Here is a 22,068-nt window from a genome sequence, read left to right as displayed (position 1 = left end):
AGCCAAGCAGGAAGGACCTTGCGATGATTCTTCGTCGTGACAGAGCAATGACCGCTGTTCTTATCATGCTGGACGTTGCTTTCCACGCAGGCCGCTCCAACGCGGTAAGTGCGGCAGATATCGCCGAACGTTCCGGTCTGGCCCGCCGGGGGATTGAACCACTGCTTCAGGCTCTCTCGCGCTCAGGGCTGCTGGAGAGCATCCGTGGCCCCCGTGGGGGCTACCGGCTGGGCCGCCCCCGACGGGATGTTACTCTGGTCAGTATTATTGAAGCGGTTCTGAACGATGACCCCGAAGGCAGCGATGGCCCGCAAGGTCCTCTCTTCCACAAGGTTATTGAACCCTGCTGGAGCGGGTTTGACACCAAGCTGACAGAACAGATGCGTCAGACCACGCTGGATGAGCTGGTGCGTCAGGCCGAGGATGCCGGCCTTAAACGCCCGCAAAGCGAGCCCATTACCTTTTCCATCTGATCTTTGGCCACAAGGCTGGTCCGGGCATAAAAAAAGCGGTGCTGCTTACGCGGCACCGCTTTTTTGCAGCCTTATTAAAGCTGCTCAGTTCTTGGTGGCGGCTTTGGCAGGACGCGCAGCCCGCTTTGTCACCACCTTCTTTTCCGCGGCCGCGGGTACGGGCGCGGTCACTGCGGGGTGGGGGATATACACACCCGTTGCATCAACCTGCGCGGTAACCGTCAGGCGGGTCCGCTGCTGGCCGGGACCGGGGATAAGAATAACCGTAAACTGGTCCTGCCCCGCGTAACCCTGCGTGGGCGTGTAGGTTACGTGTGTGTCGTTATCCAGCGAGTACAGGAACGCCTTGCCATGCTCGGGCGCAGGAGACGCCCCAAAGGACAGGTAAGGCTTGCCATCGGGCTGGGAGACCAGCACCTCGCACAGCCCGTCATCGGAGCGGACCGTCATGGTGGTGGAAAGCTGGCCGTCGGCCTCTTTCTTGATAGGGGTTGTGCTGCACACGGCAGATTTTTTGAGATACCCAAACGGATTGGGAGATCCGACATGGACAGGGCCCACGGTTGTCGCGCAGCCGGCAAGCATGCCAGCAGTTAGCGTCAGCCCGGCAATTCCTCGTAAGCGCACTCCACAGCTCCGCTTCATTCTTGTTAAATCAACCATAAACCCACTGCGTTCCATTCTGATTAAAGGGATAAGCCTTGCCCGCTGGGCGAACAGCACAGCAGGCCATAACGCCGCATGAGTCGCTCTTGCCTTTAAATCATCCCGCCGCAGGAAGGAAGAGGCACAACCCGCACCTTTTGGCACGCCTGCCTTTCTGTTGACTGGCAGGTGCAGTAAAAACATCGTTTTGCCACAACACCACACTAATGCAGCACCGCAGTATACGGCCATGTATGCATGATCCTGCCACGTGCTCCCGTGATGGGAAATGACGGTATGACAAATTAGGCCGTTTCTTTCCTGCCTGAATAGGCTATTGCGTTGTGCAGCATCTGTCGGAGGTCCTACCGTATGTTCCTTTCCCGTCTTTTTGCCGCGGGTGTTCTAGCCGCGGGCGTTCTGCATGGTTCCGTTACTTTTGCCGCCAGTCCGTGCGGCCACTCCCCTGCGCATGAAGCCTTTAACGTGCAGGGCCTCAAAAGCGAGCTGATGGTAACCGCCCTCTCATGCAGCGCGCAGGACCGCTACAACGCGTTCATCGCCAAGTTCCGCACCATTCTGCTGAACGAGGAAGACAAGCTGAACGGTTACTTCCGTTCCACCTATGGCCGTAGCGCGCAACGCGAGCATGACGATTATATTACCCAGCTGGCCAACGTGCAGTCCGAGCGCGGGTTGCAGTCGGGCACCATCTTCTGCCAGCAGCGCATGGCCATGTTTGATGAAGTGAACGCTCTGGATAACGGGGAAGACCTCTCCAATTATTCCGACGCCAAGGATGTTATCCAGCCTGCGTCGTTTGAAACCTGTGCAGCCCCCACCACCACACGCGCCCCTGTGCGCCGCCGGACCACCCACAAGGCCGCATAATGCCCCGCAGCCACAGGCGGCATACCGGGGTTCTGGCACCCGGGCTGCCTCTGGCGCTTGACGAATCAACGCCAAAGCGGGACAGACTTCCCGCATGAGCGATCTGTTTTCCGCCCCCACACCGCCCCGCAAGTCCGCCAGCGCCTCCGCCCGCCCCAAAGCGCCGGACAATCAGGCGTATGACGCCAGCGCCATTGAGGTGCTTGAGGGGCTGGAGCCGGTCCGCCGCAGGCCCGGCATGTATATTGGCGGAACAGACGAGGGTGCCCTGCACCACCTGGCCGCAGAAATTCTTGATAACTCGATGGATGAGGCCGTGGCTGGCCACGCCAACACCATTGACGTGCATCTGGCCCCCGATAACTGGCTGTCCGTGCGGGATAATGGCCGGGGTATTCCCGTTGATCCGCATCCCCGCTTTCCCGACCGCTCGGCGCTGGAAGTTATCCTGACCACGCTGCACGCGGGGGGAAAGTTCTCGGGCAAGGCCTATGCTACCTCTGGCGGGTTGCATGGCGTTGGCTCATCCGTGGTCAATGCCCTTTCCGCCCGTATGGATGTGGAAATCGCGCGCGACCGCACCTTGTGGCAACAGTCCTACGAACGGGGCAAACCCGTAAGCGCGCTGCACGAAGCTGGGGCGGCCCCCAACCGGCGCGGCACCCAGATTACCTTCCAGCCTGATCCGGAAATTTTTGGCACGCATGTTTTTGTGCCCTCCCGCCTGTACAAGCTCTGCCGCTCCAAGGCGTTCCTGTTCCGTGGGGTCACCATCCGCTGGTCGTGCGATCCCTCTTTGCTCAAGGCGGGGGATGAAACCCCGGCAGAAGCTGTTCTGCACTTCCCCGGTGGTCTGGCCGATAGTCTGGCAGACGAACTTGGCCCCGATGCCCCCCTGCTCACCCCTTTCTGGTCGGGGGAAGCGCCCCTGCCCCCACAGGCGGACGGAACGGATAATGGCAAGGTGGAGTGGGCCGTTGCCTTTCTGGAAAGTGGTCCGGCATCCCTGATCTCCTACTGCAACACCATCCCGACTCCACAAGGTGGCACGCATGAGACCGGGTTCCGCAACGCGCTGCTCAAGGGGCTGCGCGCATGGGGGGACCAGCGTTCCATCAAAAAAGCGGCCAGCATTACAGCCGAAGACATACTGGGCATGATAGCCGCCCGCCTGTCCGCTTTTATTCGGGACCCGCAGTTTCAGGGCCAGACCAAGGAAAAGCTGACCACGACCGAAGCCAGCAAACTGCTGGAAACCGCTCTGCGTGACCGGTTTGACCACTGGCTGGCCCAGAATCCCCCACAGGCGGATTCGCTGCTCAGCTTTGCCATTGACCGCGCGGAAGAGCGCCTGCGCCGCCGCGAATCAAAAGATACGCCGCGCAAAAGTGCCACCCGCCGCCTGCGACTGCCCGGCAAGCTGACCGACTGCACCAAGGAACATGCCCCCGACACCGAAATTTTTCTGGTGGAAGGGGATTCGGCAGGCGGGTCCGCCAAGCAGGCCCGCAACCGTGAGACACAGGCCGTGCTCCCCCTGCGCGGCAAAATCCTGAACGTGGCGAGCGCGACAAACGAAAAACTGCGCGCCAATCAGGAGCTCCGGGATCTGATAGAAGCACTGGGTTGCGGGTCAGGCGACCGGTTTGACCTGACCAGGCTACGCTATGGCCGCGTCATTATCATGACCGATGCAGACGTGGATGGCGCTCATATTGCCTCCCTGCTCATGACGTTCTTCTACCGTGAACTCCCCGAGCTTATCCGCAACGGGCACCTGTATCTGGCGCAGCCCCCACTCTACCGGCTTACACAGGGCGCACACAGCGTGTACGCCATGGACGATGCGGACCGGGAACGCAAAATGGCGATCCTGACCAAAAAACGGGGCAAGATTGATGTCTCCCGCTTTAAAGGGTTGGGGGAAATGCCCCCGGCGGACCTGAAGGAAACCACAATGGACCCACGCAGCCGCACCCTGCTGCGCGTGGTGGCCCCTCCGGAAGACCGGCTTGCCACGCGTGAGCGGGTGGAAAGCCTGATGGGCCGCAAACCCGAACTCCGCTTCGCCTTTATTCAGGAACATGCACGCTCGGTTGATGAGTTGCTGGACATCTGACCGGACAGCCCATGAGTAGGCCCACTTTTTCCGTTAAGGAGCGCCTGTCTGCCCTGCTGCAGGTTGTGGGGGGCATGCTCTTCCTGCAATTCGGCTCCTCCTATGCCAAAATGCTGTTCCCCACTTTTGGGGCAGCAGGCATGGTGGGGCTGCGCACTTTTTTTGCCGCCATTATGCTGATGCTGTTCTTCCGCAGTTGGCATAACCTGTCCCGCAGGGTGATTCTGCTTGTGCTGCCTTACGGGCTGTCACTCGCCGCCATGAACTATTTTTTCTACCTCTCCCTTGGCCGCCTGCCTTTGGGCACAACTGTAGCGCTGGAGTTTACCGGCCCCCTTGTGCTGTCCTTCATCCATACCCGCCGCTGGAGCGATGTTGTGTGGACCAGCCTGACCGTGCTGGGACTTGTTTTGCTGCTTCGCCCCGAATCATCTGTACGGCCAGACCTTGTGGGTATTCTGTTTGCCCTGCTCGCCGCTGTTTGCTGGGCGCTTTATATTATTTTTGCCCGCAACATTGCTGGCAAACTGCCATCTGGTCAGGCGTGTTCGCTTGGTATGCTGTGTGGTGGCACTGCGGTTTTTGTACCCTGCACCGTTCCCGCATTATGGGTGGGGGTGCATGTACCGCTTTTGCTGGGGCTGAGCATGGTCGTTGCCTTATGCTCCTCCGCCCTGCCCTACGCTCTGGAAATGCGTGCCATGCAAAAGCTCTCAGCCCGCGAGTTTGGGGTACTGTGCAGTCTGGAACCTGTTTCCGCAGCGCTGGCTGGAGCCATATTGCTGCATGAGCTTCCGTCCCTGCTACGTTTATGTGGTATTTTTTGTGTGGTTCTGGCGTCCCTTGGCACTGTGCTGATGCCCCAGAGGAGCACCACCACAGTGCCAGACGGCCCAACCCTGCCGGAATAAATAATCCGTGCTGTGGCCTGCCTTTACCGGCTGGCCAGATGCAAAACCGGGTCATGAAGGGTGGAGGACGCCACGTTAACCGCGTTCGCATGCACGGCCTGCATGATCATCGGGTCAAAAATCCGGGTGAATGTGCCCGGGTGGACCCCCATCCACAACGTTACCACCGCCAGCGGCACCAGCACGGCGAGTTCACCCACTGTCAGGTCACGCAACAGGCCAACCGTGCCACGCACGCTGCCAAACAGAACCCGACGATACAGCGAGAGCATGTAAACCGCCCCCATGATCATAGTGCCACCAGCCAGCAGCGCCACCCAGATGGAAACGTGAACGGCCCCCATAAGCACCAGCAGTTCCCCTACAAAGGCCCCGGTGCCGGGCAGGCCCACATTGGCCATGGTAAACAGCATGGCCAGCAGGGCCAGCACAGGCATCTGCCGGGCAACACCACCCAGAGCGTCAATATCCCGCGTTTCCGCCCGCCATGCCACTGCCGCCACACAAAAGAAGAGGGCTGCAATCACCACACCGTGCGAGAGCATCTGGAAAATGGCGCCATCTATCCCCTCTGCCGTAAGGGTAAACAGGCCAACCGCGATCATGCCCATATGGGAGAAGGAGGAGTAGGCGATAAGCCGCTTCATGTCCGTCTGAGCGAAGGCCACAAACGCTGCATACAGAATGGCCACCACACCAAGGGCGAGCACATAGGGCGCAAACTGGCGCACGGCATCGGGGAACATCAGCACGCCAAAGCGTAGCAGCCCGTAAGCTCCTGTTTTGGACAACACGCCAGAGAGCATGGCCGATGCCGGTGTGGGGGCTTCCGTATAGGCATCAGGCAGCCACGCATGGAGCGGGAAAAGAGGGAGTTTGACACCAAAAGCCAGCAGAAAAGCTAGCAGCAGCCAGCCCTGAAGGGAGTGCGAAAAACCGGCATGCATAAGGGCCGGGATATCCGTAGTCCCCGCATGCAGCCACATGGTGATCAGCCCGATCAGCATGAACAGCGAGCCGCCAAAGGTAAACAGAAAGAACTGAAGCGATGCCCAGACCCGCTTGGCTCCGCCCCATATGCCAATCATCAGGCAGCCCGGAATAAGCGTTGCCTCGTAAAAAACATAGAACAGCACTAGGTCCTGCGCGGAAAACAGGCCAAACAGGGCTGTTTCCAGCAGCAGCATGGCGGCAACAAAGTCGCGCCCCTGCGTTTGCACGCTCCGCCAGCCTGCCCCAAGCGCCAGTGGCGTGAGAAAAGCAGTAAGCAGGATAAAGACCAGACTGATCCCATCCACCCCGGTATGGTAGGAAATACCATAATCACTCAGCCAGCGTAGCCGGGTTTCAAATTGCAGACCGGGCTGGCCGGGGTCAAAACCGACCCACATCAGCACGCTCAGCCCAAACGTGAGGAGCGTAGTCCACAACCCCAGCCAGCGCGCCGTGCGGTCCCGCTCCGGTCCCTGACCGGGGCAGAGAAAGGCCGCAACCGCGCCTGCAAGGGGAAGATAGGTTATCAGCGAAAGCAGGATTGGCTGCACGGCTTAACACCATCCGGGTTTAATGACACTTTTTTAAGACTGCGCCTTTTTAGCGCATGAGGCCAGCACGGGGCTGTTCACGTTCCGCCGATCAGCCATTCCCGAACAGGGGATGGCTAACGGCGACCAAACAATTTTTCGAGATCATTGCGGCTGAGTTTGAGCCATGTTGGCCGCCCATGCGAGCACGTTCCTGCACGGGGGGTGGCCTCCATCTGTCGGAGCAGAGCGTTCATTTCCTCCGGTGCAAGCCGTCTGCCCGCCCGGATACTGCCGTGGCAGGCCATGCGCGCAATCACCGCGTCCAGCCTGCCATCAAGGGATGCCATTTCATCAGGGGCACCCGTATCATCGGCTTCCAGCTCATCGGCCAGATCACGCAGCAGGCTGACAGCATCACTTTTGCCCAGCATGGCGGGCAATGCGCGCACCAGAATGGAACCACCACCAAACTCTTCTATTTCCACTCCGAGTCTTTCCAGCATGGGCTGGCGGGCCAGCAGCAGGTCCTGCTGTACGCGGGGCAGTTCCACCACATCAGGCACAAGCAGGCGCTGGGCCTGCACGTGCCCGCTCAGATACTGCTCGCGCAGCCGCTCATGCGTCAGCCGTTCATGGGCGGCATGCTGGTCAACCAGCACCAGAGCCCCATCCGCCGCAACAGCCAGAATATACGTATCCAGCACCTGCGCGACAGCAGCCCCCAAGGGGTGATCCAGCGGAGGGAGCGCGCCCGCCCCACCTGCTGTTTCTGCAGAAGGGCCAGCCTGTGCGGCCTCCAGCCATGGCTCGGTCTGACTTGTGGCAAATACCGTGGGCAGAGTGCGGGCCGATGGGGCATCCCCAAACATCAGGCGTGGTTCGGCCATGCCAGAGCCCTGCGCTGCGGCGGGGTAAACGGGAGCAGGCTGCGCGGCCGCCTGCCCCTGTTCTGGCGGATACCATATCCGGCTTGCCCGTGGCGCGGAGGACAGAACCGGGCGCACACCCGCAACCCCTGCCCCGTGTTCGAGCGCGCGCTGGAGCGTGCCAATAACCAGTGAGCGCACGGCGGCTTCATCCGCGAAGCGCAGTTCGGTTTTGGCGGGGTGTACGTTTACATCCACCTGCTCCGGCGGAACAGTGAGCATAAGAGCCACAACCGGGTGGCGGCCGGGCTCTATCACCCGGCGGTAAGCCACGCGCACGGCGGTTTTAAGCACCGGGTCCACCACAGGCCGACCGTTCACCAGCATGAACTGCCCGTTGGCCGTGGACCGATGCACCGATGGCGGGCAGATAAAGCCGCTCAGGGTCATGCCCTCACGCGCGCCATCTATGGTCAAAAACCCATCGGCCTCGCTGGCATCCAGCAGGGCGGCTGCGCGGGCAGCCATATCCTGAGCGGGCAGGTCCAGCACTTCACGCCCATCAAGCACAAAACGGAAGGCGGTCTGGGGCACGGCCAGAGCCAGACGGCGCACCACGCTTTCCACATGACGGCCTTCCACACGGGCACTTTTCAGGAATTTGCGGCGGGCGGGCGTGGCAAAGAACAGGTCTTCAACCACAACGCTGGTGCCAAAAGCCCCGGCAACAGGTTCTGGCGGGTAGGTTTTGCCCCCCTCGACCCGAATACGCCATGCACCACTTTCTCCCCTTGGGCGGGAGGTAATGCTCAACCGCGCCGCAGCCCCGATGGATGGCAGCGCCTCCCCCCGAAAACCAAGGGTGTTGATATGCACCAGCGTTTCGTCCCCCAGCTTGGAGGTACAGTGTCGCTCGACTGCAAGAGACAGATCATCGGGGGACATGCCAACCCCGTCATCCGTCACAATCATGCGCTCCACCCCGCCCCCATCGAGCGAGATGTCCAGCCGCCGTGCTCCGGCGTCTATGGCATTTTCTATCAGTTCTTTTACGGCAGCGGCGGGGCGTTCAATCACCTCGCCCGCGGCAATGCGGTTGACAATAACTTCCGGCAGCCGCCGCACATGCGGGCGATCAGGCATACCCCCCGGCATAGCAGCCTGTTCTGGCTGGTCTGACATGGTCAGACCCGTGCCTTACTTCTTCTTGGGGTGTTGGGTGGGCGTAACGCCCTTGGTGGGGGGCAGGCCAAGGGCTGCGTTGGTTTTGAGCCTGCGGTTTTCTTCATCCGCATTCACAACACCTCCGGCCTTGCCACCTTTCCAGAACATCAGCTGTTCCACAAAACCCGTTCCTGCGGCACCAAGTTCGCCCTGATCGGGTTCGTCTGCCGCGGCGGTGGCTTCGTTGACCAGAATGGTCTGGCCTTCGCTGGTGTCCCCGTTTGTGCCGCGCAGAGCCACATCGGGGGAGAGGGTTTCGAGCGCCTGAAGGCGTTCGCTCTCATCCCGTGAGCGTTCATCGCCCTTGCTGGGCTTAACCAGCTCCTCAGACGGGGGCATGGACAGCGGTGAGCGGGTTGTCACCGTATATTCATCTGGCATGCTGCGTTCCAGACCAAAGGCCTGAGCGGCCTCATGCCCGGAGCAGCCGGTCAGCATCATGCAGCCGCCTACCAGCAGCACAGGAGAAATCAGGGTCGAAACACGGCGCACTATCATCTGCCTTCCACTTATCCTGAAAACCGCGCACTCTGGCGCGGGCTGCCTAATGCCTAAGATGTCTGCTGTCCGTCAGACAGAAAATTCTGCAACAGCAATACGCATACTGCGCACACTATAGCGGAGTCAGCCACATTGAACACATACCAAGACCAACCGAATGCATGGGCATGCAAAAAATCCACCACGGCCCCGTAACGCACACGGTCAATCACGTTGCCTATGGCGCCCCCGGTCACCGCACCCACGCAGGCTGCTGTCACCCAGCTGGAGGTTCTGGCCATCCACACCAGCAGACAACACGCTACTACCATTGCCACCACTGAAAACACAATCCGCCCGGCCCCACCCAGCCCGCCAAACATGCCAAATGTTACGGCGTGGTTCCAGACCATGGTAAAGTTAAGGAACGGCAAGACCCTGACAGAACCACGGTCTGGCAAGTCCAGCCCATATAAAATCCAGAACTTGCTCAGCTGGTCCGCAGAGAGAACCAGCATCAGCACAAGCAGGCCAATTCCTGCGGGTCGGAGCATGAACGGCTTTTTCATGCACCCTCCTGCACGGATGCGCAGACAAAGCCGCTCTGGGCCACAACATCCGCACAGCGTGGGCACACACCAGCATATGCCGGATTCGACCCGGTTTCTGGCAGGACCTTCCAGCAGCGCGCGCATTTTTCGCCCTCCGCCACCCGGACCACGGGCGCACCATGCAGGGTTCCCCCTTCATCCCCGTCCACATAAACGGAGGAAGATGTGGGGTCGATCACCACCTCCACGTGGGAGACAATGGCCAGTTCGCTCCAGTTGACACCGGCAAAAATGCTGGCTTCCTCTTCCGAAAAAGTCAGTTCAACCTGTGCCTGCAACGAAGAGCCAATGGTGCCCGCACGGCGTGCCCCCTCGATCTCGGTCGTGATAATCCGGCGCACGGAGCGAATACGCGCCCAGCGCTCCTCCAGTGCCGTGTCGGTCCATTCCACCGGCAGGTCGGGAAAGGCCTGCTCGTGCACGCTGGCCTGATCGCCAAAACGGGCGGTCCATGCTTCTTCCGCCGTAAAGACCAGCACGGGGGCCAGCCACGTGCTCAGGCAGCGGTGCAGCACATCCAGCACCGTACGCACCGCACGGCGCGTGGAGGAAGACGGTGCATCGCAGTACAGCGCGTCCTTGCGGATATCGAAATAGAACGCCGACAGGTCCGTTGTGCAAAAGCCATGCAGGGCGGGGTAAACACCAACCCATTCATGCGTTTCCACCGCACGGGCCACCAGCCCGCCCAGTTCGCTCAGACGGTGCAGAACCCAGCGTTCCAGCTCTGGCAGTTCGGCATAGGGCAGCACTTCTGCATCCGTAAACCCGTCCAGCCCACCCAGCAGCCAGCGCAGTGTGTTGCGCAGGCGGCGGTACAGCTCGCCCTGCTGCTTAAGAATTTCCTTGCCAATCCGCAGGTCGTCATTGGTGTCGGAATTCATGACCCACAGGCGCAGGACGTCTGCGCCCATGCTGTCATTCACATCCTGCGGGGCAATCACGTTGCCGAGGGACTTGGACATCTTGCGGCCCTGCTCATCCAGAACAAAACCGTTGGTCACCAGCGCCTTGTAGGGTGAGATACCCCGCGTGCCCACACTTTCGAGCAGGGAAGACTGGAACCAGCCACGATGCTGGTCCGAACCTTCCAGATACAGGTCTGCGGGAAAGCTCAGCCCCGGACGCCCCAGCACAAAGGCGTGGGTCGAGCCACTTTCAAACCAGACATCCACGATGTCGAACACCTGTTCGTACTCATCGGGGTTGCGGCCTTCACCCAGAAAACGGGCAGGCTCGGAGGTGTACCAGGCATCTGCCCCATCGGAGCGGAAGGCATCCACCACGCGCTGCATAACGGCTGGGTCGCGCAGCACCTCGCCTGTGCGTTTTTCCACGAACACGGCAATGGGCACACCCCATGCGCGCTGGCGGCTGATGCACCAGTCCGGGCGGGTGCGGATCATGGAGGTCAGGCGGTTGCGGGCCTGTGCGGGCACAAAGGTTACGTTTTCCAGCGCTTTGAGTGCGTTTTCACGCAGCGCGTTTTCCCCGTCCATGCGGATGAACCATTGCGGCGTGGCCCGATAGATAATCGGTGCGCGTGAACGCCACGAATGGGGGTAGGAATGCACGATCTGCCCGCGCCCGACCAACCCTGCGGGGGGCGTGCCCGCCGCATTGGCCCGCTCCATCACGCTTGCCAGCGTGGAGCAGACCACATCTGCCGCCTTGAACACATGCACACCGGCAAAACCGGGCACCCATGGTGCGTATGTGCCATCATCCTGCACGGTTTCAGGCACATCCACGCCATTGGCGCGGCAGAGCATGAAGTCGTCCTCACCATGTGCGGGAGCCTGATGGACAAGGCCGGTCCCCGCATCGGTGGTTACAAATTCACCAGCCAGCATGGGCACGTCAAAATCATACCCTGCGCCACGCAGCGGATGGGCGCATACCGCACCTGCCAGCGCACTGCCGGGCAGGGTATAGAGAATGTGGTGCGCCGTCACATGCGCTTGGGCGCAGAAGGACTCCACAAGGACTTCGGCCACCAGCACACGGGCACCGGGTTCGAGCAGAGCGCCCTCGCCCGTTTCGTCCACACGCAGGACCACGTATGTGATCTCCGGCCCGTAAGCCAGAGCGCGGTTACCCGGAATGGTCCACGGCGTTGTGGTCCAGATAACCACGGACACATCTGCCAGCGCATGGGCGGGCGTGGGGTCCCTGACCACGGGGAACGCGACCAGAATGGTGGTGGAAGTGTGGTTGTGATATTCGATTTCGGCTTCAGCCAGCGCGGTTTTTTCCACCGGGCTCCACATGACCGGGCGCAGGCCACGGTACAGCTTGCCGTTCAGCAGAAAACGCCCGATTTCCTCCACAATGGCCGCCTCGGAGGAAAAATCCATGGTGGCATAACGGTTGCGCCATTCGGCCTGCACACCCAGACGCTGGAACTCCTCCATCTGGATGTTCAGCCAGTTGCCTGCATAGTTGCGGCATTCGGCGCGAAACTCCAGCACAGGCACGGAATCCTTGTCCCGCTTGGCCTTGCGGTACTCTTCCTCCACCTTCCATTCAATCGGCAGGCCGTGGCAGTCCCAGCCCGGCACGTAACGCACCGCGTAACCCGCCATGCGGTGCGCACGGTTGATGACATCCTTGTTGATTTTGTTAAGCGCATGACCAATGTGCAGGTGCCCGTTAGCGTAGGGCGGACCATCGTGCAGGGTAAAGACCGGGCGGCCTTCCGCCTGCTGCTTCAGCCGTTCATCCAGCCCGCTTTCGCGCCACTTTTCAAGCCATTGAGGCTCCTGCTGGGGCAGGTTGCCACGCATGGGAAAAGAGGTCCGTGGCAGAAACACCGTATTGCGATACTGGTCGGCCAGGGTTGTCTTGTCGGGTTCGCTGCTCGATGAGGTCATGGGAGGCTGAGGTCACTTCGGTTCGGGTTCATGCCGTGCGGGCTTTTGGCCCCCACGCCACCTTGGGCGTTACTGTCTTATCAAAAAGGAAAAGCGCAGGGTCAAGCGCCAAACCGGGCTGCACGCCCAACATGGCCACCGACCATGCCAGTGGGCCTAACTTGGGGTGGGTTGCGCGTCCAGCACCAGCCGGGCCTGCGTGGCATCCTGCGCGATCTGGGCTTTAAGGGCATCCAGCCCGTCAAAGCGTTTTTCCTCACGCAGCAGGGCATGGAGCGAAACCGAAAGTTCCTGCCCGTACAGGTCGCCCTCAAAGTCAAACAGATGGGCTTCCAGCCTGCTTTCCTGCCCGTCATTGATGGTCGGGCGGCGGCCGATATTGGCCACACCACGGTGTGTTCTCCCATCTGGCAGGCGGATGGTTACCGCATACACACCCCGCGCGGGTTCAAGGTGGCGGCCAAGTGGAATATTGGCGGTGGGGAAGCCCAGCAACCTGCCGCGCTTGTCCCCGTGCTGGACAACGCCGCGAATACACCACAGTCGCCCAAGCTCCCTGGCGGCTTCCTCCGGATAACCATCCTGCAACAGGCGGCGGATACGGGTGGAGGAAAAAGGCCCGCCCTGATCAGCCAGCGCCTGCACGGCAGTAAAGCCCATGCCCAGCTGGTGGGTCCGTTCAGCCAGAAACGCCACATTGCCCCTCCGGCGGTGCCCGAAGGCAAAGTCCGGGCCGCAGCCAACATGGTGCAGGCGCAGGGCGTTGTGCAGCACATCTTCCACAAACTGCTCAGCACCCAGTTCGGAAAAGGTCTTGTCAAACCCGATCTGGAACACGTGACGCACACCCAGTGCGCGCAGCGCGGCCAGCCGCTCGGTGCTCAGGGTCAGCCGGAATGGCGGGTCCTGCGGGCGGAAGAGTTCGCGCGGATGCGGCTCAAAGGTTACAACGGCAGGCGGCAGGTCCGGCCGTGCAGCAAAAACGGACCGGAGCAGATGGGCATGACCAAGATGCACACCATCAAAATTACCCAGCGCCGCAGCGCAGCCATAGGCTTCTGCGGGAATGTTCCGCCAGTTGGTGTGCAGGCTGATTGTCATCGACCCATTACGCTCCTTCGGGCAGACCAAACAGGCTGGCGGCCTGCTGCAGGGAGGCCGCAACACGGTGGCGGACACCGGGTACCGTTCTGTCCTCGGGGCGGGCAATCTGGCAGACCTGCAACCCGGCCTGTTCGGCGGCTTCCAGCTCGGCCACCACATCGGACAGGAACAGCACATCCGCCGGAGCCCAGCCAGCCTTGCGCACAATGGCGCTGTAGCTGGCGCTCTCTCTCTTGCCCCCCATTTCCAGATCAAAGAACGCGCTGAACAGGGGCGTGACGTCACCCTGCTCCGTGTAGCCGTAAATCAGCTTCTGCGCGGCCTGAGAGCCGGAGGAATACACGGCCAGTGTCAGCCCGGCTGCTTTCCATGCCTTTAGGGTCGGCACAACATCGGGGTAGAGGTCGGCCACCAGTTCGCCCTCGCGGTAGCCCTGTTCCCAGCATAATCCCTGCAGGCTTTTAAGGGGGGCGACCTTGGCGTCCGTATCCATCCAGCGTTCAAGCTGTTCGGCGGCAGGCACACCGGGGGCCAGTTCCGCCGTCTGGGCCAGTGCCTGCGCCACCACGGGGTTATCGTGCCGGGCAAGCAGCGCAGGCAGGTGTTTGCGCGCGTAAGGAAAGAGGACTTTGTGCACAAAAGCCACAGGCAGGGTGGTGCCTTCAATATCCAGCAGCACCACGCGCGGCGTGCTCAGGCCCGTATTCTGAATCATGATCCTGAACTCTTGCCTAGCTGGAAAAGGAGGGAAACTGGAGGGCAATATCCGCCCCCGTGTACTGGGCCACCCAGCCTTCCTTATGGGTAAAGATGCGCAGGGTCACCATATCGGGCTGCGGGCCTGCATCAAACCAGTGCTTATACCCTTCCGGCACGGAAATCAGGTCTCCCTGCGTACATTCCACGTCATACACCCGGTCCTTGATGTGCATGAGGAAGTGACCGCCCCCATGCACAAAAAACCTTACCTCATCCTCACTATGCGTATGTTCAGCCAGAAACCTGCTGCGCAGGGCTTCCTTATTGGGAGTCTGGGCGTTTACGCGCAGCACATCGGCCGAGCCTGCCCCGGTTTCCCCCATCAGCCTGTCCAGCCAGGGGCGGTAGGTTGCCAGCACGGTGGCTTCATCCGCATCCCTGGGCGGGGGCTGCACGGCATCCCACCGCTCAAAGCGGATGCCAAACGGGGCAAGGGCCGCGGCAATTTCCGCTGCGTCGTGCGTCTGCAACAGGGGCACGCCGGGGCCGGTATCCTCAAACACACTCAGGCTGCTCATATACCCAGCTTCCTTCTTTCCAGAACACAGGCGAGCAGGAACTCCAGCCCTTCCAGCCGGGCAAGGGCTGCGGCCATGTCCCTGCCCCATACATACACACCATGGCCACGAATAATGTAGCCTGCGGGCATGTCGGCAAAAAACGGCTCTACCTCACGCGCCAGACGGGCAATATCCTGATCATTGGCAAAAAGCGGTATGCGCACTGCCGCATCATGCGTGTCCTGCCCCTCAAACACTTTCTGAACCTCGTACCCCTCCACAACAAGGGCTGGGGAAGGTTCGGTCATGGACAGAACGGTGGACGCAACGGAATGACCGTGCAGCACGGCCCCTACATCGGGCAGCAGGCGGTAAACCTGACAGTGCAGAAGTGTTTCCGCACTCGGTCTGTTATCCGGCTGGTGGGGCTGGCCCGCCAGATCCACGGTAATCACGTCATTCAGGGTTAAAAAACCCTTGTGGCAGCCAGAGCGTGTAATGGCGATGCGCCCGTCGGGCAGCCTGCAACTGATGTTACCTGCCGTGGCGGGCACCCAGCCGCGCGCATCCAGCCGCTGCCCCGCATGCACAATATCCTGCGCGCCGCGGATAAAATCCGTGGTGGCGTTATCCGTCATGATACTGCTGGCCTTCCTCGGCGTTGGTCAGGGCTGGGGGGTCTTGTCTGCCGGGGCGGCGGTACGCTCGGTAGCAGCGGCAGGGGGAGGCGCAATATGGCCGGAGCCCGCACGGGGGGCGTCATCCATCGGTTCGTCATCGGCCATGTGTTTCTTGAAGGATTTTATGCCCTTGGCCATATCCCCCATGATGGTGCTGATCTTGCCGCCACCACCAAACAACACCAGCACGACCACCAGAACAATAAGCCAGTGCCAGATGCTCAAGCTGCCCATTCCACTCTTCCTTAAACCCGATGGCGCGCACATGCGGCCAGTCTGCTTGCCGTAATTGGTCTTGTACATGAGGGCGAACACGCCGTGATGCAAGTTTTTCCTTTTTAACCCCGCGCAAACACCCTGCTCAGCTATTTCCGGGGGCATACGGTTCTATAAATCCGTAGGTTGGGTAAACCGTCTTGCCATAGGCATGTGTGGGGGACCACCACACGCGCACACGTGTCCAGTCATTACGGGGGGACACGTCCTGTACCGGGGCGTGGCGTGTGACCTCACCCGGCTCCCAGTTGGCGTGGTCCACCAGCACCAGACGGCTGCTCCGCACCTCCCTGACCACCGAAACATGGCCCGAAGGCAGCCTGCGGGTGGAGCGGAACACAAGCACATCCCCCGCTCTGGGGCTGGAGGCGCGCGCGTACTGCCCCCGCGCCTCCCACCACCATGCTGCGGCATCTCCGCGCAGGTTGATGTCCGAATGTTCCCGCGCATAGGGCGCACACTGCACGGCTCCATGCCAGTTGCCGCCCCCAGCACAGGCCGCCAGCAGCGGCAGCAGGGCAAGGCATGACCAGCCCGCCTTCACGACTCGGCCCTCAGGCGGTCCATCCACTCCTCCGCTTCCTCGTGCTGCATTTCCAGCACACGCTGGGCCACATCGCGCGCAAAGCCCGCCCGGGCGAGCACACCCAGCGCCCTGTTCCGCCGGGCCATGCCTGTGGCATCGTCCTCATCTTCCGTGGCGGGTTCGGTGGCAAAGGGGCCAAGCCTGCGCTTGCGCGCCAGCACCAGTGCGGCACAGAGCTCCTGCTCGGCTGCACTCAGGCTGCCTACGGCCATATCCAGCGCTTCATCGCGCACCTGTGGCGCCACACCTTTTGCGGCCAGATGCGCCTGCACCGCACGGGCCGAACGCCCCGAGCGCACAAGCCTGCGCACGCGGGAACGGGCAAACACCGCATCATCCACCGCACCAAGGCGCACCATATCGTCCACCACTGCGCTCACAACGGGGTGCAGCCCGGCAGCGTGTTCTGCCACGCTCTCCGCGCAGTCCCCTGCCCTCTGGGCTTTTTGTACCCAGCGGGCAACGCGGCGCAGCAGAACCTGCTCCAGCCCCTGCCGGGTCGTGCCAAACCGGGCCAGATGCGCCAAGGCGGCCTCCCGCAGAGTGGAACGCTGCGGAGGCGGGCAGGCAAAAGAAGGAGGCACGGTCTTGTCCATTACGGAAGATAGTATGCCCATGTCGCACCTTTGCGCCACTCCGCGCTCGCGCTTAAATTGCCATGCTGCATACTTGATATGCAAAGTATTCAATACAGAAGTTTGACACCCGCAACATGAACACGGCATTATGCTGCCATGCGCAACGGGCCACCCGCTTCACCCTTGTACGGTAGCGGGCGTTTTCTGTTTTGCGCTGTTCCAGATTCCCTCATTCAGGTTTGATAACCACCAACGTAAAGACCGGATTCCATGATTCCTCCCCTGATGCCGACCTATAAGCGTGCCGACCTCGCCTTTGAGCGGGGCGAAGGCTCCTGGCTGTACGCATCGGACGGGCGACGATTCCTGGACTTTGCGGCGGGCATTGCCACCTGCTCCATTGGTCACGCGCACCCGCATCTGGTGGAAACCATAAGCCAGCAGGCCGGGCGGGTTATGCATGTGTCCAACCTGTTCCGCATTCCGCAGGCGGAAAAACTGGCCGAACGGCTTGTGGCCAACACATTTGCCGATAGCGTGTTCTTCTGCAATTCCGGCGCGGAAGCCAACGAAGGCATGGTCAAGATGGCCCGCCGCGCCCAGATGCTGGCAGGCCACCCCGAGCGGACCCAGATCATCTGCATGGATGGTGCATTCCATGGCCGGACACTGGCCATGCTTTCCGCCACCGGCAACCCGAAATATCTGGAAGGGTTTGGCACGCCGGTTACTGACTTTGTGCATGTACCCTTTAATGACCTTGAAGCCGTAAAGGCCGCCATTACCCCGCGCACCGCAGCGGTAATGCTGGAGCCCATTCAGGGGGAAAGCGGCATCAAGCGCGCCAGCGTGGAATATCTGCGCGCCCTGCGCGCCCTGTGCGACCAGACAGGCGTGCTGCTTGCCCTTGATGAGGTGCAAAGCGGTGTTGGCCGTACAGGCCGTCTGTTTGCCCACCAGTGGGCAGGTATTACACCCGATGTCATGAGCACGGCCAAGGGGCTTGGCGGGGGGTTTCCCATCGGGGCCATTCTGGCGACCGAGACTGTGGCCAAAGCCATGACCGCAGGCACGCACGGCACCACCTTTGGCGGCAACCCGCTGGCCTGTGCTGCCGCCAACGCGGTGCTGGACGTGCTGCTCGCCCCCGGCTTTATGGATCAGGTCTGCGCCCGCGCCGCCCTGCTGGACGAACTGCTGGACAGTCTGGTGGCCGATGCGCCCGACGTGTTTGAACAGCGCCGTGGCCTTGGCCTGCTGATCGGCCTGCGCTGCGTGCCCGCAGTGGGCGATGTTCAGGCCGCTGCCCAGAATGCAGGGCTCCTGTGCGTTACAGCGGGGGACAACGTCCTGCGCCTTGTACCGCCGCTGACCGTAACGGAAGAAGACTGCCGCAAGGCTGTAGCCATGCTGGTGCAGGCCGTCACAACGCTGCGCGCCCATCCTGATCACAAAAACAAGACAGTTCTGGAGACAACCCCATGAGCGCGGCTCTTTCCACCTCCTCCATTACGCCGGTGCAGACGGGGCTCCGCCACTTCCTCGACCTCAGGGATCTGGACGGGGCAACCCTGCGCCAGATTCTGGACGTTGCCAGCAGCATGAAGCGGATGCAGCAGAACCGCCGCTTTCCGCTCCACCCCCGCCAGCCTCTGGCGGGGCGGCAGCTTGGGCTTATCCTCTCCAAGCCCTCCACCCGTACCCGCGTATCCTTTGAAGTGGGCATGCGCCAGCTTGGGGGGGATGCCGTTGTGCTCAGCCCGCAGGACATGCAGATCGGGCGGGGGGAAACACTGGCCGATACAGCCCGTGTGCTCTCCCGCTTTGTGGATGCCATTGTGCTGCGGACGGGCACCACCACAAACCTGCACGAACTGGCACGCTGGAGCACAAGCCCGGTCATTAACGGGCTGACCCCGCACTCCCACCCAGTGCAGATTCTGGCCGACATCATGACGTTTGAGGAACATCGCGGCCCCGTGCGTGGCCGCACGTTTGCCTGGACGGGAGACGGCAACAACGTTCTGGTCTCCCTGATCGAAGGGGCTGTGCGCTTTGGCTTCAAGCTTCGTGCGGCAACACCCGCCAAAATGAAGCCCCCACAGGCCGTACTGGACTGGGCCCGACAGGAAGGCGGCGATGTGGAATGGATGGAAGACCCCCGCGCTGCGGTGGAAAAGGCGGACTGCATTGTAACAGACACGTGGGTCAGCATGTCCGACTCGCACGAGGAAGCGGCTTCCCGCATGACGCGGCTCGAACCTTACCGTGTGGATGCAAAATTGATGGCGCTGGCAGCCCCCGACGCCCTGTTCATGCACTGCCTGCCTGCCCATATTGGGGAGGAAGTCACGCAGGATGTGTTTGAAGGCCCTCATTCCGTTGTGTTTGACGAAGCCGAAAACCGCCTGCACGCCCAGAAGGGCATTCTGGCATGGACAATGGGGGGGGCGAACTGGACCTCCTTTGGCAAGGAATAAGCATATGTGCGATACGGAAAAACCCGTAACCCCCACAACAACGGAAGAAACACCCTCCGTTCCCGGCTGGGTTGAACCGGCACTGGACTCCATTCTGGCCACCCTTCCCTTTACTGCGGATAAGCTGGCCCCTTTGCGCGCGTCGTATCTGGACTGTCTGGCCGGATGTGGCCGCGCGGGTGATCTGGACATGGAGCACGACGCCTGCCGCAAGGGCATTCTGCGCGCTCTGGCCGACACGCTGGGCCTGCCCGCCGATGCGGCCCGCACGCTTGAACAGCAGCTTGAAAAACTCGAACTGGATATTTCCGCTCAGGTCTGAGCCACCCTTATGCTCCCTGCCGCAGGCCCCACCCTGTGGCAGGAAGAGGCGGGACCTTGATGTTTATGTTGGCAGGATAGAACGTTTTTATGGAAAAACCGGCTTTTCTCGACCGTGACCGCCCCGATGTGCCCGGTCTGGTGGTTCCGGGCGGTGTAACGCCCTTCTATCTGGCAGGCCGTCCTGTCCGTGGGCGGCTGATCCGCCTTGGCGTGCTGGCCGACGCCATGCTGACCCGCCATGACAACCCCGATCAGGTTACCGCCTTAGCAGGCAAGGCGCTGGCTCTGGTGGCGGCACTGGCCTCCGCCCTTAAGTTTCAGGGGTCATTCTCCCTCCAGATCAAGGGCGATGGCCCGGTTTCCATGATGGTGGCAGACTGCACGCATGATGGCGCCCTGCGCTTTTATGCCCGCCCGGATGAAGACGCACTGAACGCCCTGCTGGCCCGGAACCCCACCCCCACGGACAGGGAACTGCTGGGGAATGGCTACCTTGCCCTGACTGTTGACCAGGGGGCGGACATGGAGCGCCATCAGGGTATTGTGGAAATTGCGGGGGATGACCTGTCCGCCATGGCCACCCATTACTTTGCCACCAGCGAGCAGCATGCCTGCTGGATCATGCTGGCGTGCAAAATGACCGATGCGGGCTGGCGCTCTGGCGCGCTCGTGCTTGAACGCATTGCGGGGGAAGGTGGCACGGCCGAAGCCGAACTGACCACGCCTGACGGCACAACCCATGACGACACAGCATGGGAGACAGCGACCATTCTGGCAACCACGCTCAGCGTGGGCGAACTGCTCGATGACACCCTGCCCGCCCCCCAGCTTCTGCACCGCCTGTTCCATGAGGAAGATCTGCGTGTCAGCCAGTCCCGCGCTCTGGCGTTTGGCTGCCGCTGCTCGCGCGCACGGCTGGTAGAGGTGCTCCAGCACTTCCCCGAAGATGATCTGGACCACATGTGCGTGAACAATGACACCATCGTTATGACCTGCGAGTTCTGTAACAAGGATTTTCATTTTCCACGCAGGGACATCGCCTCCGCTACAAGCTGAGCGCCCTGCCCGTAACACACGGTTGACGCAGCCCCATGCCGGGGCCCGCGTTGGCTTATTTCAGTCGGCTGTTCAAGAGGTTGTGCATGATGCCGTTCCCCCGTATGCGCCTTTCCCATCTGGTTGCCGCTTTTGTTCTGCCAGCAGCACTTGCCGGGTGTGCGGACCAGCCCCAGCCAACCCGGTTTGCACCGCTGAGCTATGATTATCTGGGCCAGATTCACCTGAACGTGGCCACGCTGGATGTGGTGGACAATTCTGTAGCTAACCCCGAGCCGGGGGATATCGGTTACAAATCCCCCTCTCCGCCCGACCACACGCTACGGCAGATGGCGGCAGACCGGCTGATCGCAACGGGTAATGCGACAGCCACCAGCACCGCCCATTTTGTGATTGACCGTGCATTTATCCTGCATCAGCCCGGCGGCACGCTGGACGGGCAGATGGATATTCATCTGGACATCCTCAACCCCGAAGGCAGGCGCGTGGCCACCGCCTCCGCACAGGCGACCCAGACCCTCCACCCCGATCCTTCGCAGACTGTGGAAAGCCCGGCCAACCTGTACGAAATTACAAAAGACATGATGCAGACCATCAATGTCGAATTCGAGTACCAGATCCGGCATTCCCTGAACAAATGGCTGGTGGATGCGGGGGGCACCCCCATGAACAACGCCATCCAGACCCAGCCCCTGACTGGCGCGCCCGATGCCACGCCCCCTGCGGCTCCTTCCCCTGAGGCGCTCTCTCCTGCCGTACCCTCCCCTGCGGCAGGCACGATGTCTGACACCAGAAGCCTGACCGAACTGCCATCCACGGGGGCCACCTCCGCAAATGCGGGTGTGGACACCGCCAGCACAGGCACCTCATCCAGCGCGGCGGTCCCCACCATGCCAGCGCCCACACCGGCACCGGCAGCGCCACAGGAGAGTGAACCCAGCGTCATCTTCCCCGCAGGCGTGGAAGACACTCCGGCTCCGGCTAAAGCCCTTTCCCCCAAAGCGGGTTTTTTAACCCTGCCCGCCAGCAAAAAAACACGCTAACTCCGGCTCCACCGGCATCTGGCCTGCCCCCATGCACCGCAGAGGTCATGGGGGATGTGAGCA

22 protein-coding genes are annotated in these 22,068 nt (G+C 61.4%); 9 read left to right on the top strand and 13 right to left on the bottom strand.

What is annotated here, in order from left to right; genetic code table 11:
* Positions 1-23 precede the first annotated feature (23 nt).
* Complete coding sequence (locus AB2L51_RS03995; RefSeq protein WP_395581133.1) at positions 24-473, top strand: RrF2 family transcriptional regulator; 450 nt, start codon at positions 24-26, stop codon at positions 471-473.
* Between the two features lie 84 nt (positions 474-557).
* Here the strand turns inward: AB2L51_RS03995 and AB2L51_RS03990 are convergent, their stop codons facing one another.
* Positions 558-1,100: an Ig-like domain-containing protein gene (locus AB2L51_RS03990; protein ID WP_395581132.1), complete on the bottom strand. Its 543-nt coding sequence runs from the start codon at positions 1,098-1,100 to the stop codon at positions 558-560.
* Positions 1,101-1,490: 390 nt separating this feature from the next.
* On the opposite strand from AB2L51_RS03990, the gene AB2L51_RS03985 reads away from it, so the two are divergent.
* The 3 genes from AB2L51_RS03985 to AB2L51_RS03975 all read left to right on the top strand — a co-directional run bounded on the left by AB2L51_RS03985 (position 1,491) and on the right by AB2L51_RS03975 (position 5,039).
* Positions 1,491-2,009, top strand: coding sequence for a hypothetical protein (locus tag AB2L51_RS03985; RefSeq protein WP_395581131.1), 519 nt, complete (start codon positions 1,491-1,493; stop codon positions 2,007-2,009).
* 94 nt (positions 2,010-2,103) lie between these two features.
* The gene (gene parE, locus AB2L51_RS03980) at positions 2,104-4,128 is read left to right on the top strand and encodes a DNA topoisomerase IV subunit B (RefSeq protein WP_395581130.1); all 2,025 of its coding nucleotides are present in this window, start codon (positions 2,104-2,106) and stop codon (positions 4,126-4,128) included.
* A gap of 11 nt (positions 4,129-4,139) precedes the next feature.
* The gene (locus AB2L51_RS03975) at positions 4,140-5,039 is read left to right on the top strand and encodes an EamA family transporter (RefSeq protein ID WP_395581129.1); all 900 of its coding nucleotides are present in this window, start codon (positions 4,140-4,142) and stop codon (positions 5,037-5,039) included.
* Positions 5,040-5,062: 23 nt separating this feature from the next.
* On the opposite strand, the gene AB2L51_RS03970 is transcribed toward AB2L51_RS03975, so the two are convergent.
* From AB2L51_RS03970 to AB2L51_RS03915, 12 genes are all read right to left on the bottom strand, one after another.
* The gene (locus tag AB2L51_RS03970) at positions 5,063-6,583 is read right to left on the bottom strand and encodes a complex I subunit 4 family protein (protein WP_395581128.1); all 1,521 of its coding nucleotides are present in this window, start codon (positions 6,581-6,583) and stop codon (positions 5,063-5,065) included.
* 116 nt (positions 6,584-6,699) lie between these two features.
* Positions 6,700-8,613, bottom strand: a complete 1,914-nt coding sequence (mutL, locus tag AB2L51_RS03965) for a DNA mismatch repair endonuclease MutL (RefSeq protein ID WP_395581127.1) — start codon at positions 8,611-8,613, stop codon at positions 6,700-6,702.
* 15 nt (positions 8,614-8,628) lie between these two features.
* The gene (locus AB2L51_RS03960) at positions 8,629-9,150 is read right to left on the bottom strand and encodes a DUF3035 domain-containing protein (RefSeq protein ID WP_395581241.1); all 522 of its coding nucleotides are present in this window, start codon (positions 9,148-9,150) and stop codon (positions 8,629-8,631) included.
* A gap of 56 nt (positions 9,151-9,206) precedes the next feature.
* Positions 9,207-9,704, bottom strand: a complete 498-nt coding sequence (gene lspA / locus AB2L51_RS03955) for a signal peptidase II (protein ID WP_395581126.1) — start codon at positions 9,702-9,704, stop codon at positions 9,207-9,209.
* On the bottom strand, positions 9,701-12,619 hold the full coding sequence (gene ileS / locus AB2L51_RS03950; RefSeq protein WP_395581125.1) for an isoleucine--tRNA ligase: 2,919 nt from the start codon (positions 12,617-12,619) through the stop codon (positions 9,701-9,703). The genes lspA and ileS overlap by 4 nt, the downstream gene beginning before the upstream one ends.
* A 156-nt stretch (positions 12,620-12,775) precedes the next feature.
* Positions 12,776-13,720 carry a bifunctional riboflavin kinase/FAD synthetase gene (locus tag AB2L51_RS03945; RefSeq protein ID WP_395581124.1) on the bottom strand — a complete coding sequence of 315 codons (945 nt, stop codon included), beginning with the start codon at positions 13,718-13,720 and terminating at the stop codon, positions 12,776-12,778.
* A gap of 7 nt (positions 13,721-13,727) precedes the next feature.
* Complete coding sequence (gene mtnC, locus AB2L51_RS03940) at positions 13,728-14,438, bottom strand: acireductone synthase (RefSeq protein WP_395581123.1); 711 nt, start codon at positions 14,436-14,438, stop codon at positions 13,728-13,730.
* A 16-nt stretch (positions 14,439-14,454) separates the two neighbouring features.
* Positions 14,455-15,000 (bottom strand): 1,2-dihydroxy-3-keto-5-methylthiopentene dioxygenase, encoded by a 546-nt coding sequence (locus AB2L51_RS03935; protein ID WP_395581122.1) that lies wholly within the window; start codon positions 14,998-15,000, stop codon positions 14,455-14,457.
* Complete coding sequence (locus AB2L51_RS03930; RefSeq protein WP_395581121.1) at positions 14,997-15,620, bottom strand: methylthioribulose 1-phosphate dehydratase; 624 nt, start codon at positions 15,618-15,620, stop codon at positions 14,997-14,999. Before AB2L51_RS03930 ends, AB2L51_RS03935 begins: the two co-directional genes overlap by 4 nt.
* Positions 15,621-15,647: 27 nt before the next feature.
* A complete protein-coding gene (locus AB2L51_RS03925) occupies positions 15,648-15,896 on the bottom strand; it encodes a twin-arginine translocase TatA/TatE family subunit (RefSeq protein ID WP_395581120.1) in 249 nt (82 codons plus the stop codon).
* A 127-nt stretch (positions 15,897-16,023) separates the two neighbouring features.
* Complete coding sequence (locus tag AB2L51_RS03920; RefSeq protein ID WP_395581240.1) at positions 16,024-16,482, bottom strand: CHAP domain-containing protein; 459 nt, start codon at positions 16,480-16,482, stop codon at positions 16,024-16,026.
* Positions 16,479-17,135 carry a regulatory protein RecX gene (locus AB2L51_RS03915; protein WP_395581239.1) on the bottom strand — a complete coding sequence of 219 codons (657 nt, stop codon included), beginning with the start codon at positions 17,133-17,135 and terminating at the stop codon, positions 16,479-16,481. Before AB2L51_RS03915 ends, AB2L51_RS03920 begins: the two co-directional genes overlap by 4 nt.
* Positions 17,136-17,372: 237 nt before the next feature.
* On the opposite strand from AB2L51_RS03915, the gene AB2L51_RS03910 reads away from it, so the two are divergent.
* From AB2L51_RS03910 to AB2L51_RS03890, 5 genes are all read left to right on the top strand, one after another.
* The gene (locus AB2L51_RS03910) at positions 17,373-18,587 is read left to right on the top strand and encodes an aspartate aminotransferase family protein (RefSeq protein ID WP_395581119.1); all 1,215 of its coding nucleotides are present in this window, start codon (positions 17,373-17,375) and stop codon (positions 18,585-18,587) included.
* On the top strand, positions 18,584-19,582 hold the full coding sequence (argF, locus tag AB2L51_RS03905) for an ornithine carbamoyltransferase (protein ID WP_395581118.1): 999 nt from the start codon (positions 18,584-18,586) through the stop codon (positions 19,580-19,582). The genes AB2L51_RS03910 and argF overlap by 4 nt, the downstream gene beginning before the upstream one ends.
* Before the next feature lie 4 nt (positions 19,583-19,586).
* Entirely contained in the window at positions 19,587-19,904 is a 318-nt protein-coding gene (locus AB2L51_RS03900; RefSeq protein ID WP_395581117.1) for a hypothetical protein, read from the top strand.
* Positions 19,905-19,993: 89 nt separating this feature from the next.
* Entirely contained in the window at positions 19,994-20,962 is a 969-nt protein-coding gene (gene hslO, locus AB2L51_RS03895; protein ID WP_395581116.1) for an Hsp33 family molecular chaperone HslO, read from the top strand.
* An 86-nt stretch (positions 20,963-21,048) separates the two neighbouring features.
* Complete coding sequence (locus tag AB2L51_RS03890; protein ID WP_395581115.1) at positions 21,049-22,005, top strand: hypothetical protein; 957 nt, start codon at positions 21,049-21,051, stop codon at positions 22,003-22,005.
* Positions 22,006-22,068: the final 63 nt, after the last annotated feature.

Origin of the sequence: Acetobacter fabarum, assembly GCF_040702925.2 — a bacterium.
Lineage (GTDB): Bacteria > Pseudomonadota > Alphaproteobacteria > Acetobacterales > Acetobacteraceae > Acetobacter > Acetobacter fabarum_B.
Note: the sequence above shows the minus strand (reverse complement) of the source record. Positions and strands in the feature narration are given on the sequence as shown.

Coding starts and splice junctions, on each gene's coding strand:
- mutL (WP_395581127.1), bottom strand. CDS start 8,613: ATGTCAGACCAGCCAGAACAGGCTGCTATGCCGGGGGGTATGCCTGAT.
- AB2L51_RS03985 (WP_395581131.1), top strand. CDS start 1,491: ATGTTCCTTTCCCGTCTTTTTGCCGCGGGTGTTCTAGCCGCGGGCGTT.
- lspA (WP_395581126.1), bottom strand. CDS start 9,704: ATGAAAAAGCCGTTCATGCTCCGACCCGCAGGAATTGGCCTGCTTGTG.
- mtnC (WP_395581123.1), bottom strand. CDS start 14,438: ATGATTCAGAATACGGGCCTGAGCACGCCGCGCGTGGTGCTGCTGGAT.
- AB2L51_RS03890 (WP_395581115.1), top strand. CDS start 21,049: ATGATGCCGTTCCCCCGTATGCGCCTTTCCCATCTGGTTGCCGCTTTT.
- parE (WP_395581130.1), top strand. CDS start 2,104: ATGAGCGATCTGTTTTCCGCCCCCACACCGCCCCGCAAGTCCGCCAGC.
- AB2L51_RS03910 (WP_395581119.1), top strand. CDS start 17,373: ATGATTCCTCCCCTGATGCCGACCTATAAGCGTGCCGACCTCGCCTTT.
- AB2L51_RS03945 (WP_395581124.1), bottom strand. CDS start 13,720: ATGACAATCAGCCTGCACACCAACTGGCGGAACATTCCCGCAGAAGCC.
- AB2L51_RS03900 (WP_395581117.1), top strand. CDS start 19,587: ATGTGCGATACGGAAAAACCCGTAACCCCCACAACAACGGAAGAAACA.
- AB2L51_RS03995 (WP_395581133.1), top strand. CDS start 24: ATGATTCTTCGTCGTGACAGAGCAATGACCGCTGTTCTTATCATGCTG.
- ileS (WP_395581125.1), bottom strand. CDS start 12,619: ATGACCTCATCGAGCAGCGAACCCGACAAGACAACCCTGGCCGACCAG.
- argF (WP_395581118.1), top strand. CDS start 18,584: ATGAGCGCGGCTCTTTCCACCTCCTCCATTACGCCGGTGCAGACGGGG.
- AB2L51_RS03935 (WP_395581122.1), bottom strand. CDS start 15,000: ATGAGCAGCCTGAGTGTGTTTGAGGATACCGGCCCCGGCGTGCCCCTG.
- hslO (WP_395581116.1), top strand. CDS start 19,994: ATGGAAAAACCGGCTTTTCTCGACCGTGACCGCCCCGATGTGCCCGGT.
- AB2L51_RS03925 (WP_395581120.1), bottom strand. CDS start 15,896: ATGGGCAGCTTGAGCATCTGGCACTGGCTTATTGTTCTGGTGGTCGTG.
- AB2L51_RS03930 (WP_395581121.1), bottom strand. CDS start 15,620: ATGACGGATAACGCCACCACGGATTTTATCCGCGGCGCGCAGGATATT.
- AB2L51_RS03975 (WP_395581129.1), top strand. CDS start 4,140: ATGAGTAGGCCCACTTTTTCCGTTAAGGAGCGCCTGTCTGCCCTGCTG.